Source organism: Streptomyces sp. NPDC053079, from assembly GCF_044546695.1.
In the GTDB taxonomy this organism is placed as follows: domain Bacteria; phylum Actinomycetota; class Actinomycetes; order Streptomycetales; family Streptomycetaceae; genus Streptomyces.
In genome coordinates this window covers 1,091,426-1,107,758 of the sequence record NZ_JBITZJ010000002.1, presented here as the reverse complement: position 1 = coordinate 1,107,758, position 16,333 = coordinate 1,091,426, and the positions used below count along the sequence as shown (strand labels likewise).

The following is a 16,333-nucleotide window of genomic DNA, read 5'->3' as shown; positions in this document are numbered from 1 at the left end:
GCCGTGCACCAGTTCGCAAGGTGGGACGTACTGACGCATCAGTAAGTGCGAGTCTCGTACGCAAACCCCGGCGCACGCCGGAGCGCAAAACCCCCGGCCGTGCGCCGAAGCGCACGACCGGGGGCCAGAGGTGGATCAGTAGGCGCGCGCGACGATCGCGATGGCGCCCTCGGCGTCGTCGGACTCCGGCACCGAGCCGTCCGGCATCACCAGGCAGCGCACGGTCACGGCCTGCTCGGCCAGCTTGGCCTCGCCCTCCGCGCCCAGCGTCGCCCACGGGATACGGGCCCAGCCACCGGCGACGGCGGCCTCGGCGGCCTCCTCGATGGTCTTCACGTCCGTCGTGCGGGACTCGCGGCGCTCACGCGACTCGCGCAGCAGCTGCTCCTGGTCCTCCTCCAGGACCTTGGGCAGCAGCGCGGCCAGCTCGTCGATGCGCACCGGCTCCTTGCCGCCCGGAATGCGGCGGGCCAGCATGGCCGTGCCGTTCTCCAGGTCGCGCGGGCCGATCTCGATGCGGACGGGAACACCCTTGAGCTCCCAGTCCACGGCGCGGCGGCCGAAGGGGGTGTCGGTGCGGTCGTCGACCTGCACCCGCACGCCCGCGGCCTTGAGGACGTCGCCGATCTCGCGGACCTTGGCCAGCACGGCCTCGTCGCCCTTGATCGCCAGGACCACGGCCTGGACGGACGCCAGCCGCGGCGGGACCCGCAGGCCCTTGTCGTCGCCGTGCGACATGATCAGACCGCCGACCATGCGGGTCGAAACACCCCAGGACGTCTGCCAGACCAGCTCCTGCTGCCCGTCCTTCGACAGGTAGGAGGTGTTGAACGCCTTGGCGAAGTTCTGGCCCAGCTCGTGGCTGGTGCCCATCTGCAGCGCCTTGCCGTCGCCCATCATGCCCTCGAGGGTGAGGGTGTTGATGGCGCCCGCGAAACGCTCCTTGGGCGTCTTGCGGCCGAGCACCACGTCGATGCCCAGGACGTTCACCATGAAGTCGTAGTAGACGTCGCGGTGGATACGGGCCGCGTAGTCACGGGCGTCCTCGTACGTGGCGTGGGCGGTGTGGCCCTCCTGCCAGAGGAATTCACTCGTACGGAGAAAGACGCGCGGGCGCATCTCCCAACGGACCACGTTCGCCCACTGGTTGATCAGCAGGGGCAGGTCGCGGTAGCTCTGCACCCACTTCGAGAAGTACTCGTTGATGATCGTCTCGGACGTCGGCCGGACGACGACCGGCTCCTCGAGCTCCTTGCCGCCACCGTGGGTGACGACCGCGAGCTCGGGGGCGAAGCCCTCGACGTGCTCCGCTTCCTTCGTGAGGTAGGACTGCGGAATGAACAGCGGGAAGTACGCGTTGGAGGCGCCCGCGTCCTTGATCCGGGCGTCCATCTCCTGCTGCATGCGCTCCCAGAGACCGTAGCCGTACGGTCGGATGACCATGGTGCCGCGCACCGGGCCGTTGTCGGCCAGCTCGGCCTTGTTGATCAAGTCCTGGTACCAGCGCGGGAAGTCTTCCGCCTGGGGGGTGAGAATGGGAGCCTTTGCCATGCTGCGAATGGTACGGGGCCCATCAGGCCGAGTGTGAATCCGTCCGCCCGCAACCCCCGCTTTCCCGCCCCGCCACCCTGCCGTACGGCCGTGCCGGGGCCGTTCCATTTCATGCGATGACGCCCGGCACATGCCATCGTGGGCATACGGGAACGTTCTCGCGCCTTCCCCCTGGACTCCCGGCCGGAAGCGGAGTTCTCTGGCATCGGGGGGTTCTTCACCGCACCGCGCGCACGGCAGCACTTCGGCAGCACTCATGGGGGCGGAACCACGGACAAGGATCAGGACACCTCACCCGCGGAATGGGGCGCATTCGATGACACCAACGCTCGTGCGGCGGCACCGGCCGTCCCCGACCTCGCCCGCGTCACGGGCCCGCGACTGGGCGGAAATCCAGGAACGGATGCTGGTTCCGCTTTACGAAGCGGTGTACGAGCGCCTGGAGGCCGGCCCCGGCACCCGGCTGCTGAGCCTGGGCTGCGGATCCGGACTCGCCCTGCTGATGGCCGCCGCCCGCGGCGCCACGGTGTGCGGCGTCGACCTGGACGGCCGCCGGCTGGAGCTGGCCCGCGAGCGCCTGATGCCGGAGGGCGCCGCCGGCCACGGCACCCGCCTCGGCCTCGGCGGCCCGGAGACCGTGCTCGACCCCGACGGCCCGCCCTTCACCCTCGTGACCGCCTTCGACCCGCTGTTCTGCGCGGGCGCCGGGTCCCACGGCCTGGCGGAGGCCCTCTCCCGCGCCGCCGCCTGTGCCGAGCCCGGCTCGCCCGTGGTCCTCGCCGGCTGGGGCCCGCAGGAGCGTTGCGCGGCCTCCGGGGCGCTCCGGGTGGCCGCGCGCCTGGCCGATCCGATGTGCGCCCCCGCCCGCTGGCGCCCCAGCGGCCGCGACGACCTGGAGAACCTCGCCCGCGAGGCCGGCCTCGCCCCGGACGGCTCGGGCCGGGTCGCCTGCCCGTACGGCTACGCCGACCTCGCCAGCGCCGTCCGCGGCCTGCTGTCCACGGGCGCCTTCGACGCGGCGGCCCGGGCCACGGACGAGGAGCAGGTCGTCAAGGAGCTGACCGAGGCCCTCCACCCGTACCTGCGGTGCGACGGGACGGTGTGGATGCCGAACGTCTTCCGTTATCTGGTAGCGCGGGTCTGAAACCCGCCGACACCGCCGAAATCGCCGACAGCCCCCACGGCCGAGGCCGAGGGGGCTGTCGCGAGGGCTTGATCAGCCCATGAACTTCTTGAACTCGTCGGGGAGTTCGAAGTTCTGGGCGTCCTGGCCGCCGGGCGGCAGGCCCAGCGGGTTGGCGGCCTGCGCCTGCTCGCGGCGGGCGGCCGCGGCCTGCTCCTCGGCCTTGCGCTTCATCGGGTTGCCGCTCTGGCGCTTGCCCTTGGCCTGCTTGATCTGCTTCTTCTTCTTGCCGGGGCCCCCGCCCATGCCCGGGATGCCGGGCATGCCCGGCATGCCGCCGCCCTGGGCCATGCGCGACATCATCTTGCGGGCGTCGAAGAACCGCTCGACCAGGTTCTTCACCGCGCTGACGTCCACGCCGGAACCCTTGGCGATACGGGCACGGCGCGAGCCGTTGATGATCGTCGGGTCCTGGCGCTCGGCCGGCGTCATCGACTTGATGATCGCGGCGGTGCGGTCCACGTCGCGCTCGTCGAGGTTGTTGATCTGGTCCTTGATCTGCCCCATGCCGGGCAGCATGCCGAGCAGCTTGGAGATGCTGCCCATCTTGCGGACCTGCTCCATCTGGGACAGGAAGTCGTCGAGCGTGAACTCCTTGGGCCCCTTCGCCAGCTTGGCCGCCATCTTCTCGGCCTCGTCCTGGCTGAAGGTCTGCTCGGCCTTCTCGATGAGGCTGAGCATGTCGCCCATGCCGAGGATGCGGGACGCCATGCGGTCCGGGTGGAACGCGTCGAAGTCGTCCAGCTTCTCGCCGTTGGAGGCGAACATGATCTGCTTGCCGGTCACGTGCGCGACCGACAGCGCGGCACCACCGCGGGCGTCGCCGTCGAGCTTGGAGAGCACCACGCCGTCGAAGCCGACGCCGTCGCGGAAGGCCTCGGCGGTGTTGACCGCGTCCTGACCGATCATCGCGTCGACGACGAAGAGGATCTCGTCGGGGCTGACGGCGTCGCGGATGTCCGCGGCCTGCTGCATCATCTCGGCGTCGATGCCGAGGCGGCCGGCGGTGTCGACGATGACGATGTCGAACTGCTTGGTGCGGGCGTACTCGATGGAGTCCTTGGCCACCTGCACCGGGTCACCGACGCCGTTGCCGGGCTGGGGCCCGTAGAAGCCGACGGCGGCGCGCTCGGCGACGACGCCGAGCTGGTTGACGGCATTGGGGCGCTGCAGGTCACAGGCGACGAGCAGGGGGGCGTGGCCCTGCGCCTTCAGCCAGTGACCGAGCTTTCCGGCGAGCGTGGTCTTACCGGCACCCTGCAGACCGGCGAGCATGATGACGGTCGGCGCGGTCTTGGCGAAGCGCAGGCGGCGGGTCTCGCCGCCGAGGATGCCGATGAGCTCCTCGTTGACGATCTTGATGATCTGCTGGGCGGGGTTGAGGGCCCGCGAGACCTCGGCGCCGAGCGAGCGCTCCTTGACCTGCTTGATGAACGCGCGGACGACGGGCAGCGCCACGTCGGCCTCGAGGAGGGCGATGCGGATCTCGCGCGCCGTGGCATCGATGTCCGCCTCGCTGAGGCGCCCCTTGCCGCGAAGGTTCTTGAAAGTCGCTGCGAGGCGATCGGAAAGAGTGTCGAACACGGCGGTCGCAGATCCTCGGGTCGGGGGCGGGTCAGTCGCACCCAGGGTATCCGGCCCGGCAAGCGCGACGCCCTCGCCTGCCGAATCCGGTGAAACCGACGGCCTCCGGGCGCCGCCTCGGCGCCCGTCGTACGGGGACGGCGAACCCTCACCCCGTCCCCCGGTCCAACGCCCCCTCCACGCGCTGTGCCACGGCCACGGCCTCGTCCCCCGCCAGCGGCGCCCCGTCCGCGTCCGTCACATAGAACGCGTCCACCACGTTCGCCCCCAGCGTGCTCACGTGTGCGCTGCGCACCCATACGTCCGCCTCGTCCAGTGCCCGCCCGATGCGGTGCAGCAGCCCGGGGGCGTCCTGGGCCCGTACCTCGAGCACCGTCGCGACCTGCGAGCCGCCGGGCGCGATCGTCACCCGGGCCGGCGCGTGCGCCGCTCCCCTGCGCCGCCGGCCGTAGGCGGCCTCGCGCTCGGCGAGGCGTCCCGCGATGTCCAGCGAGCCGTCCAGGGCGCGGACGAGGTCGCCGCGCAGCAGCGCGGCGTCCGGCGGTGCGCCGTACTCGGCCGCCACGCGCCAGTTCAGCAGCAGGGCGCCGCCGAGGCCGCGCAGCTCCGCCGTGCGGACGGTCAGGCGGTGCAGGGCGAGGACGCCGGCCGTCGCCGGCAGGACGCCGGGCTGGTCGGGGACGGCGACGATCAGCTCCAGGGTGTCGCCGACGCCCTCCGGGGGCGCGCTCAGATCCACCACGGGCCCCGCGGTGCGCAGCGCCTCGGCCGCAAGCGCCTCCTCCCGGGCCGTCGGCGCCGCCGGCTCCGTGCGGGCCGCCACCGGCTCCCCGGCCAGGGCCGCGGCCGCGCGCCGGACCAGCTCGGCCACCAGCGAGGCCCGCCAGTCGCTCCACGCCGCCGGTCCCGTGGCCAGGGCGTCGGCCTCGGTCAGCGCGTGCAGCAGTTCCAGGGTCCCGGCGCAGCCGACCGCGTCCGTGACCGCACGGATGGTGGCGGGGTCGTCGAGGTCGCGGCGGGTGGCGGTCTCGGCGAGCAGGAGGTGGTGGCGTACGAGCGTGGCGAGGACGGCCGTGTCGGCGGCGTCGAAGCCGAGGCGGGGGGCGATGTCGCGGGCGAGTCTCTCGCCGACCGCGCTGTGGTCGCCGGGGCGTCCCTTGCCGATGTCGTGCAGGAGCGCGGCGACGAGCAGCAGGTCGGGGCGGCCGACGCGGCGGGTGAGGGCCGAGGCGCGCGCGGCCGTCTCGATCAGGTGCCGGTCGACGGTCCAGCGGTGCACGGGGTTGCGCTGCGGGCGGCAGCGGACGTGCTCCCATTCGGGCAGCAGCCGGGAGACCAGGCCCTCGGCCTCCAGGGCTTCCCAGACGGCCACCGTGGGCTCGCCCGCTCCGAGGAGGGTGACGAGCTGCTCGCGGGCCTCCGCGGGCCACGGCAGCGGCAGCGGGGCTGCGGCTGCCATGCGCCGCACGGCGTGCCGGGACAGCGGCAGTCCCGCCTGGGCGGCGGCCGCGGCCGCGCGCAGGGGCAGCACGGGGTCGCGGTCGGGGCGGGCCGTGCGGGCCAGGACGACTTCGCCGTCCTGTTCGACGACGCCTTCGGCGAGCGGGATCCGCTCGGGCTCGACGAAGCCGCCCCGCCCGCCGCGGCCGCCGAGGATGCGGCGCAGCCGGGGCCGCCCGGAGCGCGACCGCAGCACCCGGCCCACCTCGCGCCAGGTGACGTCGGCGGCGTAGGAGACAGTGCGGGCGGCCTCGTACACGCCGCGCAGCAGCGCGTCGGCGTCGGCGAGGCCGAGGCCGGCGGCGACTTCGGCCTGTTCCTGGAGGGCGAGCCGGTCGGTGGCCCGGCCGGTGGTCAGGTGGAGGGCGTCGCGGGTGTCGAGAAGGAGGGAACGGGCGTGTTCGAGGCCCTCGCGGGGGGCGTCGGCGAGCCAGGAGGCGGCGACGGCGCGCAGTGCGGTGGCGTCGCGCAGTCCGCCGCGCGCCTCCTTCAGGTCGGGCTCCAGCAGGAACCGCAGCTCGCCCTGGCGGCGGCCGCGCTCCTCGCACAGCTCGCGCAGCTCCGGCAGGCGGGCCGGGGCCTGGGCGCGCCAGTCCTCGTAGGCGGCGGTGCGCAGGGCGCCGGTCAGGTCCGCGTCGCCGGCGATGTGGCGGGCGTCGAGGAGGCCGAGGTGGGCCTTGAGGTCGCCGGAGGCGGTCTTGCGGGCCTCGGCGGGGGTGCGGACGGAGTGGTCGAGGGCCAGGCCCATGTCCCAGACGGGGTACCAGACGCGGTCGGCGACGGCGGCGATGCCGGGGGCGCCGGTCCTGCCGTCGTGCAGGAGGAGGACGTCGAGGTCGCTGCGCGGGGAGAGCTCGCCGCGCCCGTAGCCGCCGACGGCCACGAGCGCGATGCCCTGGGAGGGGCCCAGGAGCCCGCTCAGCCACCGGTCGGTGAGCCGGGCGAGCTCCGCCCGCAGCGGGGGTCCGGACAGGGACTCCTCGTGCAGGAGCCGCAGCCGGGCCGCGGCGTAGCCGCCGGATTCCGGGTCGGTGGCGGCGGCCTCGGTCCGCGTCATGTCAGGCCCCTTCCCCTGTGCTCAGAGCGCGTCCGCGCCGCGTTCGTCGGTACGGACGCGGACGACCGTCTCGACCGGGACGACCCACACCTTGCCGTCGCCGATCTTGTCGGTGCGGGCGGCCGCGACGACGACGTCGATGATGTCGTCGGCGTCGTCGTCCTCGGCGAGGATCTCGATGCGGATCTTGGGTACGAGGTCGATCTCGTACTCGGCGCCGCGGTAGACCTCGGTGTGGCCGCGCTGGCGTCCGTAGCCGCTGGCCTGGGTGACGGTCAGGCCCTTGACGCCGAAGGCCTGCAGGGCCTTCTTGACGTCCTCGAACCGGTGCGGTTTGACGACCGCGGTGATGAGCTTCATGCGTCCACCTTCTTGTTCCGGGTCTGCTGCGCGGGGGCGGGCGTCGACCCGCGGCCGGCCGCGGCGCCGCCGACGGCGCTGAAGTCGTAGGCGGTTTCGGCGTGGTAGGCCTGGTCGACGCCGCTGAGCTCGTCCTCCTCGCTCGCCCGGAAGCCGATCAGCTTGTCGACGAGCTTGGCAAGCACCCAGGAGACGGTGAAGGAGTAAGCGAGGACGGAGAACGCCCCGGCGGCCTGGCGGCCGAGCTGGGTCAGGCCGCCGACGCCGCCGGTGGCCAGGAGGCCGACGAGCAGGGTGCCGATGATGCCGCCGACGAGGTGGACGCCGACGACGTCGAGGGAGTCGTCGAAGCCGAACTTGAACTTCCATCCGACGGCCCAGGAGCAGACGGCGCCGGCGACGAGGCCGATGAGGATGGCACCGAAGGCGTTGACGGCCGCGCCGGCCGGGGTGATGGCGACCAGTCCGGCGACGGCGCCGGAGGCCGCGCCGAGGGTGGTGAAGGCGCCGTGCTTGATGCGCTCGTAGGCGAGCCAGCCGAGCATGGCGGCGCCCGTGGCGACCTGGGTGTTCATGGCCATGTTGGCGGCGACGCCGTTGGCGGCGAGCGCCGAGCCGGCGTTGAAGCCGAACCAGCCGAACCACAGCAGCCCCGCGCCGAGGATCACCAGCGGCAGGTTGTGGGGGCGCATGGGGTCCTTCTTGAAGCCGATGCGCTTGCCGACGACCAGGACGGCGGCGAGCGCGCCGATGCCGGCGTTGATGTGGACGGCCGTACCGCCGGCGAAGTCGATCACCTTGAGCTTGAAGAGCCAGCCGTCGGCCTGCCAGACCCAGTGGGCGACGGGGAAGTAGACGATCGTCACCCAGAGCGTGATGAACAGCGCCCAGGCGCTGAATTTCACGCGGTCCGCGAGGGCGCCGCTCATCAGGGCGGGGGTGAGGACGGCGAACATCAGCTGGAAGAGGGCGAAGGCCAGGACAGGAATGCCCTCCTTGCCGCCGGTGAGGGTCTCGGGGCTGATGCCCTTGAAGCCGATGTGGTCGAGGTTGCCCAGAAGTCCGGCGCCGAGGTCATCGCCGAAGGCCAGCGAGTACCCGAAGAGCACCCACAGGACGCTGACGATGCCGAGCGAGATGAACGACATCATCAGCATGTTGAGCGCGCTCTTGACCCGCACCATGCCGCCGTAGAAGAAGGCCAGGGCCGGTGTCATCAGCATCACGAGCGCGGCACTGATCAATACGAATGCGGTATCTGCGCCATTCAATGTCGACGTCTCCTCGTGGCCGCGGCCCGTGCCCCCGTGCGGGCCGGTCTTCCCAGTGGGCCGGTGTCGCCACGAGGCTCGCGCGGCACGGTTTCAGCCGACGCCACGGGTTGTTTCGCGCCGGTGACGATGAGGGGGGACGTGTTACGCGCCGATGAACGGCGGGACGGCCGCGCGAGCCGTCCCCCGGGACGGCTCGCGACGGGAACAACCGACCGCGGCGACCCTCCGGAGTGACCTGGCGTGGGGGGCCGAGTCGGGCGGTACGGGAGGGTCACCGCGGCCGGGTACGGGGGCCGGACGGCTCAGACCGCGTGGGTGGCCTCGGCGGATTCCGGCAGGTGGACGGCGAGTTGCTCGGTGAGCTGCACGACCTCGGCGACGTCGCCGAATTCGCGGACGGCGTTGTCGACGGTCTTGCGCAGGCGGTTGCTGACGCGCTCGGACCGCACCTGCTTGGCGATCCTCAGCGCCTTCCCGGCCATGACGGCGCCCTCTTCCGGCTCGCGCTCCAGCAGGTGCACGGTGGCCATGCCGATGAGGTTGAGCGCATACGAACGCTGGTGTTCGTTGTCCTGCTCGAACAGCTGGACGGCCCGCTCCATCTTGGGGCGCGCCAGCGAGGCGTAGGTGGGGCTGCGGCCGGCCACGTAGGCGAGGTCGCGGAAGGAGTGGGCGTTCTCGGCGTTGAGCTCGGCTTCGGAGAAGAACCGGATCCAGTCGGGGTCGCCGTCGCCCGGCTCGCAGTCGCCGAAGCAGTCCTCCGCCATGCTCACCGCGCGCTTGACCTTCGCGGGCTGGCCCATGTTGGCGTACGCGCGGGCCTCCATCGCATACAACATGGCCTGCGTCCGCGGGGTGGCCGTCTCCCGTGATCCGTACTGCCCGAGGTGGATGAGCTCCAGGGCGTCGTCCGGGCGGCCCAGGTGGATCATCTGGCGGCTCATGCTGGAGAGGATGTACGAGCCCAGGGGGCGGTTGCCGGCCTCCTTGGCGGCGTGCAGGGCCAGCACGAAGTACTTCTGGGCAGTGGGGTGCAGCCCGATGTCGTAGCTCATCCAGCCCGCGAGCTGGGACAGTTCGGCGGCGACCTGGAACAGCCGCCGGGAGGTGTCCTCGGGCTGGGGCTCCTGCAGCAGGTCGGTGACCTCGTGGAGCTGCCCCACCACGGCCTTGCGGCGCAGGCCGCCGCCGCACTGGGCGTCCCACTGCCGGAACATCACGGCCGTGGACTCCAGCAGCTCCAGCTCCGGGGCGGAGAGCCGGGAGCGGCGGGGGCGCTCCCGGTCCGACGGGCCCGCGCTCTCCCGGCCGGGGGTGCCGGGCACCAGCCAGCGCTGCATGGGCTCGATGAGGGCGGGGCCGGCGGACAGCGCGAGCGAGGTCCCGAGGAAGCCGCGGCGGGCCAGCATCAGGTCGCTGCGGGAGAACTCGCTCAGCAGCTCCACGGTCTGCGGGGCCGCCCAGGGCAGGTCGACGCCCGACACGGAGGGCGACTGGTGGGCGGCGCGCAGCCCGATGTCCTCGACGCCCACCACACAGCCGAAGCGCTCGGAGAACAGCTCGGAGAGGATCTTCGGGATCGGCTCGCGCGGCTGTTCGCCGTCCAGCCAGCGGCGTACGCGGGAGGTATCGGTGCTGATGTGATGGGCACCCAGCTGCCGGGCCCTGCGGTTCACCTGCCGCGCCAGCTCGCCCTTCGACCATCCGCTGCGCAGGAACCACGAGTTCAGCTGCTCGTTGGGGCGCTTCTCGGCCTTATCAGCCCTGTCGGCACCACCGGTACCACTGACATTGCCGCTCACGGGAACGCCCCCATCCGAAAACTCTGCGTCTACGCGTCCGCACCCATGACGTGCCTCGACATCCATGCGTGCAACCACATCCATAGCGTGCATCCGCACGTCTACGCGCGAACCGCCAACAGCTTGCCGCGCTTTGCGGCCGCTTGTCCGGCAGGGCCCATGTACCGAAAGTAATCCTACGATCACCGCTCCCGCGAGGGCAGTCCAGTAAACGCCACCATTCGCCACCCCAACGAATGAACTCCTTCCGCCCGCATCGCGATTGACTTGACACGGAACGAACACGAGGAAACCGGCGGGAAGGTGAATGGATGTACGCCACGGCGCGCGTCATGCGGCGCACCACCGGTCGCGCACCGTCGCGCCGCCTCGCGGCATGGGTCGGCGACCGTCCGTGTCCGAGACACTCCGACACGTAACCAACTGCGAGCACGACCCGTTGGAGGGGGCATGGGCTTCACAATCGGCGGCATCCGGGATCTGCGCTCGGGCTCTCGGCGTCGGGGCCGCGCGTCCGAGTCCGTGACGACGGTCGCGGAGTACACCGGCCTGTGGGGATGGGACGTCGTTCCCGGCGCCCGGGCTTCGCGCGGCAGCCGGGTCAGCTGCTCGTGCGGCGCCGCCGAGTGCCCCTCGCCCGGAGCCCACCCGCTCTCGTTCGCCCCGCCCGTCAAGGCCGGCTCCACGCTGGACGAGGCCGCGGCGGCCTGGGCCGAGGTGCCCGGCGCGGCCGTGCTGCTGCCCGTCGGGCGCTCGTTCGACGTACTGGAGGTCGCGGAGGCGGCGGGCCGGCACGCGTTGGCGCGGCTGGAGCGGATGGGGGTGCCGCTGGGGCCCGTGGCCCTCACCCCGCACGGCCGCGCGCTGTTCTTCGTCGCCCCCGGCGCCGCCGCGGAACTCCCCCAGCTCCTGTACCGCATGGGGTGGGACGACGCCCGGCTCGATCTGCGCGGCCTGGGCCACGGCGACCACATCACCGCGCCGCCGTCCGACTTCGCGGGCCTGGGCCCGATGCGCTGGCTGCTGCCGCCGGCGCTGGACACGGCGGGGCGCCCGCCGGAGGCGCGGCTGCTGCTGGGGACGCTGGCGTACGTCTGCCACCGCTCCGCGGGCGCCGGCTGACGCCCGGCGGGTCCGGGAGCCCACCCCCGCATGCGAAAGGGCCGCCGTCGCAGCTGCACCTGCGACGGCGGCCCTTTCTTCTTCCTGCTGCTGCGGGCGACGTGCCCGTCAGTCGCCGATGAGGGCGTCCACGAACGCCTCGGGCTCGAAGGGCGCCAGGTCGTCCGCGCCCTCGCCCAAGCCCACGAGCTTGACCGGGACGCCCAGCTCGCGCTGGACCGCCACGACGATGCCGCCCTTGGCGGTGCCGTCCAGCTTGGTGAGGACGATGCCGGTGATGTTCACGACCTCGGCGAAGACACGCGCCTGCACCAGGCCGTTCTGACCGGTGGTGGCGTCCAGGACCAGCAGCACCTCGTCGACCGAGCCGTGCTTCTCGACGACGCGCTTGACCTTGCCGAGCTCGTCCATGAGCCCGGTCTTGGTGTGCAGCCGGCCGGCGGTGTCGACGAGCACGACGTCGGCGTTCTCGGCGATGCCCTCCTTGACCGCGTCGAAGGCGATCGACGCCGGGTCGCCGCCCTCGGGGCCGCGGACCGTGCGGGCGCCCACGCGCTCGCCCCAGGTCTGGAGCTGATCGGCGGCGGCGGCGCGGAAGGTGTCCGCCGCGCCCAGGACGACGGACTTGCCGTCGGCGACGAGCACCCGGGCGAGCTTGCCGGTGGTGGTGGTCTTGCCGGTGCCGTTGACGCCGACGACCATGACGACGCCGGGCTTCTCCTCGCCGTTCACGCCCACACCCGGCTCGGTGTGGACGCTGCGGTCGAAGTCGGTGCCGATGAGGGTCAGCAGCTCCTCGCGGAGCAGGGCGCGCAGCTCCTCGGGCGTGCGGGTGCCGAGCACCTTCACGCGCTCGCGCAGCCGCTCCACCAGTTCCTGCGTCGGCGCGACGCCGACGTCGGCGGTGAGCAGGGTGTCCTCGATCTCCTCCCAGGTGTCCTCGTCGAGGTGCTCACGGGAGAGCAGGGTCAGCAGACCCTTGCCGAGGGAGTTCTGCGAGCGGGAGAGCCGGGCGCGCAGCCGCACGAGGCGGCCGGCGGTGGGCTCCGGGACCTCGATCTCGGGCGCGGCCGGTGCCGGGGCCGCGGTCTCCGGCTCGACGGCGGGAGCGGTCTCCTCCGCGGCGGGGGCCTCGGGGAGCTCGACCTCTTCGACGGTGCGGCGCGGTTCCGCGCGCGGGGTCTCGGCCTCCTCGCCGACGTGCGGCTCGGCGGGCGGCGCGGTGACGGACGGGCTGCTCGGCGGAGCGGGGGGCAGCTGCTTCTTCTTGCGGCTGCTGACCACGAGCCCGCTGATCGCGCCGAGCGCGACCACAGCGATGACTACAGCAAGGATGACGATTTCCATAACGCACCCAGTATCGGACACCTCGGGCGCCGGGCGCCGCAGTGCCGTCGGGACGGCGGGGTTCGTGCTTTACGACAAGGACTAACGGCACTAACCGGCCAAAGTTAGATCAAAGTACGATGGCGTGGGCTCACGCGACGCGCGTAGAGTCCCAACGTCCCTTTCTGCCCAGGCCCCGCCCTGTCACACCCCGCACGGAGCCCCCGATATGGCCCCCACCATGGACAACGCTGCCGACGGCGCCAACGTGTCCAGCCCCGAAGGCGCCGCCGGCGCCGAAAGCGCCATCGAGACCCGCGGCATCGAGCCCGTACCCGACCACGAGCGGCACGGCCGGGTCCGGGAGCTCTTCCCGACCTGGGTCGCCGCCAACATCAGCGTTCTGCTGCTCACCATGGGCGCGGCGCTGATCGTCTTCAACGCCCTGAACTTCTGGCAGGTCCTGGTCGTCGCGGCGTGTGCCGCGCTCGTGTCGTTCGGGCTCGTCGGCGTGCTGTCCGTGTCCGGAAAGTGGGGCGGCGCGCCCGGCGCGATGCTCTCCCGGGCCACGTTCGGAGTGCGCGGGAACCTCTTCCCGGGCGCGATCCTGTGGGTCGCCCGCTTCGGCTGGGAGACGATCAACGCGGTCACGGGCGCGTACGCGGTGCTCACCGTTCTCGATCTGCTCCTCGGCGTGAAGAGCAACACCCCGCTGATCGTCGTCACGCTGTTCGTCTTCGTCGCCTGCACGTTCCTGGTGAGCGGCATGGGGCGCAAGGCGCTCAACGTGTGCAACCAGTGGTCGACGTACCTCTTCGGCATCTTCAGCGTGCTGGTGCTCGGCTATCTGATCGTGCACATCGAGTGGGACGAGGTCTTCTCCAAGCCGGCCGGTACGACCGCGATGATGATCGCCGGCATCGGGACCATCGCGGCCGGTGGCATCAGCTGGGTGCCGACCGGTCCCGACTTCGCGCGGTACCTGCCGCACGCCGCGTCGGGCAAGAAGATCGTCGGGGCGACCGTCTCCGGTGCCGGTCTGGTGATGGTGCCGATGGTTCTCATGGGCGCCGTGATGGCCGTGGCCACGCCCGAGCTCGCCGATGCGCCGGACCCGGTGTCCTTCCTCGGTGACATCCTGCCGACGTGGCTGGCGGTTCCGTACCTGGCCACCGCGATCGTGGGCATGCTGCTGATCAACAGCCTCTCGATGTACTCGGCCGGCTTCACCGCCCAGACCATGGGCGTCAAGCTGCCTCGGGCGATGGCCGTCAGCATCAACGCGATGATCTCCCTGGTGGGCGGTCTGCTGCTGATGCTCGTCGCGAAGAGCTTCCTCAGCTCCTTCATCACGTTCCTGATCCTGCTGGCCGTCTCCTTCTCCGCGTGGATCGGCGTCTACGCCGTCGACATGGCGCGGCGCCGGGCGCGGGCCGTCCGGTACGACGCCGAGGGGCTGATGGACACCGGCCGTACGAGCCGGTACTGGTACGTGGGCGGCTTCTGCTGGCAGGCGATGACGGCGTGGACCGTGGCGCTGGCGGCGGGCCTGTGCTTCACGAAGTGCGACTGGTTCAGCGGGCCGCTGTCCGGCACGTTCGTCGGCAAGTACGGGCTGGGCTGGGCGGCCACCATTGTGATCTCGGCGGCGCTGATGGCGGTGCTGCCGGTGCCGCGCGAGAACGAGACGGCGGTTGAGGCCTCTGGCGCGGAGCGCGAGAAGGTTGCCGCCGCGTAGGCGCTGACCGCTTGTTCTGTTGAGGGCCCCCGTCATGGGGGCCCTCTTCGTTTGTGCGGCCCCGCCTGGGGTCCGGGGGCGGGGTGGGACGGGGTCTTCTGGGGGCTGCATGATTTACGGCGGCTGCCCCACCTGGCGCCGGCACCCCGAATGCCGCCGCAAATCACGCTTTACGCCCCCTGCCAGACCCCATCCCACCCCGCCCCCTCCCGCCGTTTGTGGGCAACCGCGCCGCCCGTTTGTGGGCAATCGTTCCGCAGGGCGGAACGGGTGGGCACAAACGTGCCCACCGGGCCGCACCGACTCGCCCGCACGCCGCAGCCGTGCCGCGCACAACAAGAAAGGGCGCTGCCCCCAGCCGTAGCCGGGGGCAGCGCCCTTTCGAGGAGAGGGGCGGCGGGGGGGGTTAGCCCATCTCCTCCAGCGCCTTGCCCTTGGTCTCCTTCACGTACTTGAGCACGAAGGGAATCGAGAGCACGGCGAAGACCGCGTAAATGACATACGCACCGGAGAGGTTCCAGTCCGCGAGGCTCGGGAAGCTGGCCGTGATGGCCCAGTTCGCCACCCACTGGGCGGACGCGGCGACGCCGAGCGCCGCGGCGCGGATGCGGTTGGGGAACATCTCGCCCAGGAAGACCCAGACCACGACGCCCCAGGAGAGGGCGAAGAAGAGGACGAAGGCGTGGGCCGCGACGAGGGCCACCGTGCCCTGCGTGGTCGGCAGGGTGCCGTCCGCCGTCTTGGAGGCGAAGGCCCAGGCCTCGAGGGCCAGGGAGAGGGCCATGCCCACGGAGCCGACGAGCGCGAGCGGCTTGCGGCCGATGCGGTCCACCAGGACCATCGCGATCACGGTGCCGACGATGTTGATGATCGACGTGGTGAAGCTGTAGAAGAACGAGCTCTCCGGGTTCACACCCACCGACTGCCACAGCGTCGAGGAGTAGTAGAACGCGACGTTGATGCCGACGAACTGCTGGAAGACCGAGAGGCCGATGCCGACCCAGACGATCGGCAGGAGGCCGAAGCGGCCGCCGAGCAGGTCCTTGAAGGTGGACTTCTGCTCGCTCTTCATGGCGTGCTCGATCTCGGCGACGCGCTTGTCGAGGTCGACGGTGTGACCCTCGACGTCGGCCAGGACCTGCTTGGCCTTCTCGGTCTTGCCGACCGAGATCAGGAAGCGGGGCGACTCGGGGATCGCGAAGGACAGCAGGCCGTAGAGGACGGCCGGGACGACCATGACGCCGAGCATGACCTGCCAGGCCTCGATGCCCATGACGTCACCGCGCTGGTCGCCGTCGGCGATGTTGAGGATGCCCCAGTTGACCAGCTGCGAGACGGCGATGCCGATGACGATCGCGGCCTGCTGGAACGCGCCGAGACGGCCGCGGTAGGCGGGCGGGGAGACCTCGGCGATGTAGGCCGGGCCGATGACCGAGGCCATACCGATCGCGATGCCGCCGAGGACGCGCCAGAAGGCGAGGTCCCACAGGGCGAAGGGCAGCGCCGAGCCGACGGCGCTGATGGTGAAGAGCGTCGCGGAGATCTGCATGACGCGGATGCGGCCTATGCGGTCCGCGAGGCGGCCCGCGGTGGCGGCACCGATGGCGCAGCCGATCAGCGCGATGGCGATGACCTGGGCCAGGGCGGCGGAGCCGATGTCGTACTTCCCGCGGATGCCCTCGACGGCGCCGTTGATCACGGAGCTGTCGTAGCCGAAGAGGAAGCCACCCATGGCCGCGGCCGCGGTGATGAAGATGACATGGCCGAGGTGGTCGGGCTGGGCCTTGCGGCCCTCCGTCCCCGGCGCCGTCGCAGTGCTGGTCAACGTGTACTCCT

At 71.7% G+C, this 16,333-nt stretch carries 11 protein-coding genes; 3 read left to right on the top strand and 8 right to left on the bottom strand.

Going from position 1 to position 16,333, the window contains the following annotated elements:
- Positions 1–135: 135 nt before the first annotated feature.
- Positions 136–1,551 (bottom strand): proline--tRNA ligase, encoded by a 1,416-nt coding sequence (gene proS, locus ACIGXW_RS12285; RefSeq protein ID WP_399572383.1) that lies wholly within the window; start codon positions 1,549–1,551, stop codon positions 136–138.
- A gap of 316 nt (positions 1,552–1,867) precedes the next feature.
- Between proS and ACIGXW_RS12280 the strand changes: the two genes are divergently transcribed.
- Entirely contained in the window at positions 1,868–2,695 is an 828-nt protein-coding gene (locus tag ACIGXW_RS12280) for a class I SAM-dependent methyltransferase (protein WP_399572381.1), read from the top strand.
- Positions 2,696–2,767: 72 nt separating this feature from the next.
- Here the strand turns inward: ACIGXW_RS12280 and ffh are convergent, their stop codons facing one another.
- The 5 genes from ffh to ACIGXW_RS12255 all read right to left on the bottom strand — a co-directional run bounded on the left by ffh (position 2,768) and on the right by ACIGXW_RS12255 (position 10,377).
- Positions 2,768–4,318, bottom strand: coding sequence for a signal recognition particle protein (gene ffh, locus ACIGXW_RS12275; protein WP_360915450.1), 1,551 nt, complete (start codon positions 4,316–4,318; stop codon positions 2,768–2,770).
- 148 nt (positions 4,319–4,466) lie between these two features.
- On the bottom strand, positions 4,467–6,875 hold the full coding sequence (locus ACIGXW_RS12270; RefSeq protein WP_399572379.1) for a [protein-PII] uridylyltransferase: 2,409 nt from the start codon (positions 6,873–6,875) through the stop codon (positions 4,467–4,469).
- A gap of 21 nt (positions 6,876–6,896) precedes the next feature.
- Entirely contained in the window at positions 6,897–7,235 is a 339-nt protein-coding gene (locus ACIGXW_RS12265) for a P-II family nitrogen regulator (RefSeq protein WP_399572377.1), read from the bottom strand.
- Complete coding sequence (locus tag ACIGXW_RS12260; protein ID WP_399572375.1) at positions 7,232–8,506, bottom strand: ammonium transporter; 1,275 nt, start codon at positions 8,504–8,506, stop codon at positions 7,232–7,234. The genes ACIGXW_RS12265 and ACIGXW_RS12260 overlap by 4 nt, the downstream gene beginning before the upstream one ends.
- 305 nt (positions 8,507–8,811) lie before the next feature.
- Positions 8,812–10,377 carry a hypothetical protein gene (locus tag ACIGXW_RS12255; protein WP_399572373.1) on the bottom strand — a complete coding sequence of 522 codons (1,566 nt, stop codon included), beginning with the start codon at positions 10,375–10,377 and terminating at the stop codon, positions 8,812–8,814.
- A gap of 384 nt (positions 10,378–10,761) precedes the next feature.
- On the opposite strand from ACIGXW_RS12255, the gene ACIGXW_RS12250 reads away from it, so the two are divergent.
- Positions 10,762–11,433 carry a bifunctional DNA primase/polymerase gene (locus tag ACIGXW_RS12250; protein WP_071964634.1) on the top strand — a complete coding sequence of 224 codons (672 nt, stop codon included), beginning with the start codon at positions 10,762–10,764 and terminating at the stop codon, positions 11,431–11,433.
- Positions 11,434–11,541: 108 nt separating this feature from the next.
- Here ACIGXW_RS12250 and ftsY read toward each other — a convergent pair whose 3' ends face one another.
- The gene (gene ftsY / locus ACIGXW_RS12245; RefSeq protein WP_071964635.1) at positions 11,542–12,780 is read right to left on the bottom strand and encodes a signal recognition particle-docking protein FtsY; all 1,239 of its coding nucleotides are present in this window, start codon (positions 12,778–12,780) and stop codon (positions 11,542–11,544) included.
- A 220-nt stretch (positions 12,781–13,000) separates the two neighbouring features.
- Here ftsY and ACIGXW_RS12240 point away from each other — a divergent pair, with 220 nt between their 5' ends.
- A complete protein-coding gene (locus ACIGXW_RS12240; protein ID WP_399572371.1) occupies positions 13,001–14,497 on the top strand; it encodes a purine-cytosine permease family protein in 1,497 nt (498 codons plus the stop codon).
- Positions 14,498–14,903: 406 nt separating this feature from the next.
- On the opposite strand, the gene ACIGXW_RS12235 is transcribed toward ACIGXW_RS12240, so the two are convergent.
- A complete protein-coding gene (locus ACIGXW_RS12235) occupies positions 14,904–16,322 on the bottom strand; it encodes a sugar porter family MFS transporter (protein WP_071964643.1) in 1,419 nt (472 codons plus the stop codon).
- Positions 16,323–16,333: the final 11 nt, after the last annotated feature.

What these genes read in the sequence shown, in the direction of transcription:
- ftsY (WP_071964635.1), bottom strand. Translation starts at nt 12,780, where the DNA reads ATGGAAATCGTCATCCTTGCTGTAGTCATCGCTGTGGTCGCGCTCGGC.
- ACIGXW_RS12265 (WP_399572377.1), bottom strand. Translation starts at nt 7,235, where the DNA reads ATGAAGCTCATCACCGCGGTCGTCAAACCGCACCGGTTCGAGGACGTC.
- ACIGXW_RS12270 (WP_399572379.1), bottom strand. Translation starts at nt 6,875, where the DNA reads ATGACGCGGACCGAGGCCGCCGCCACCGACCCGGAATCCGGCGGCTAC.
- ACIGXW_RS12250 (WP_071964634.1), top strand. Translation starts at nt 10,762, where the DNA reads ATGGGCTTCACAATCGGCGGCATCCGGGATCTGCGCTCGGGCTCTCGG.
- proS (WP_399572383.1), bottom strand. Translation starts at nt 1,551, where the DNA reads ATGGCAAAGGCTCCCATTCTCACCCCCCAGGCGGAAGACTTCCCGCGC.
- ACIGXW_RS12240 (WP_399572371.1), top strand. Translation starts at nt 13,001, where the DNA reads ATGGACAACGCTGCCGACGGCGCCAACGTGTCCAGCCCCGAAGGCGCC.
- ACIGXW_RS12255 (WP_399572373.1), bottom strand. Translation starts at nt 10,377, where the DNA reads ATGGATGTCGAGGCACGTCATGGGTGCGGACGCGTAGACGCAGAGTTT.
- ACIGXW_RS12280 (WP_399572381.1), top strand. Translation starts at nt 1,868, where the DNA reads ATGACACCAACGCTCGTGCGGCGGCACCGGCCGTCCCCGACCTCGCCC.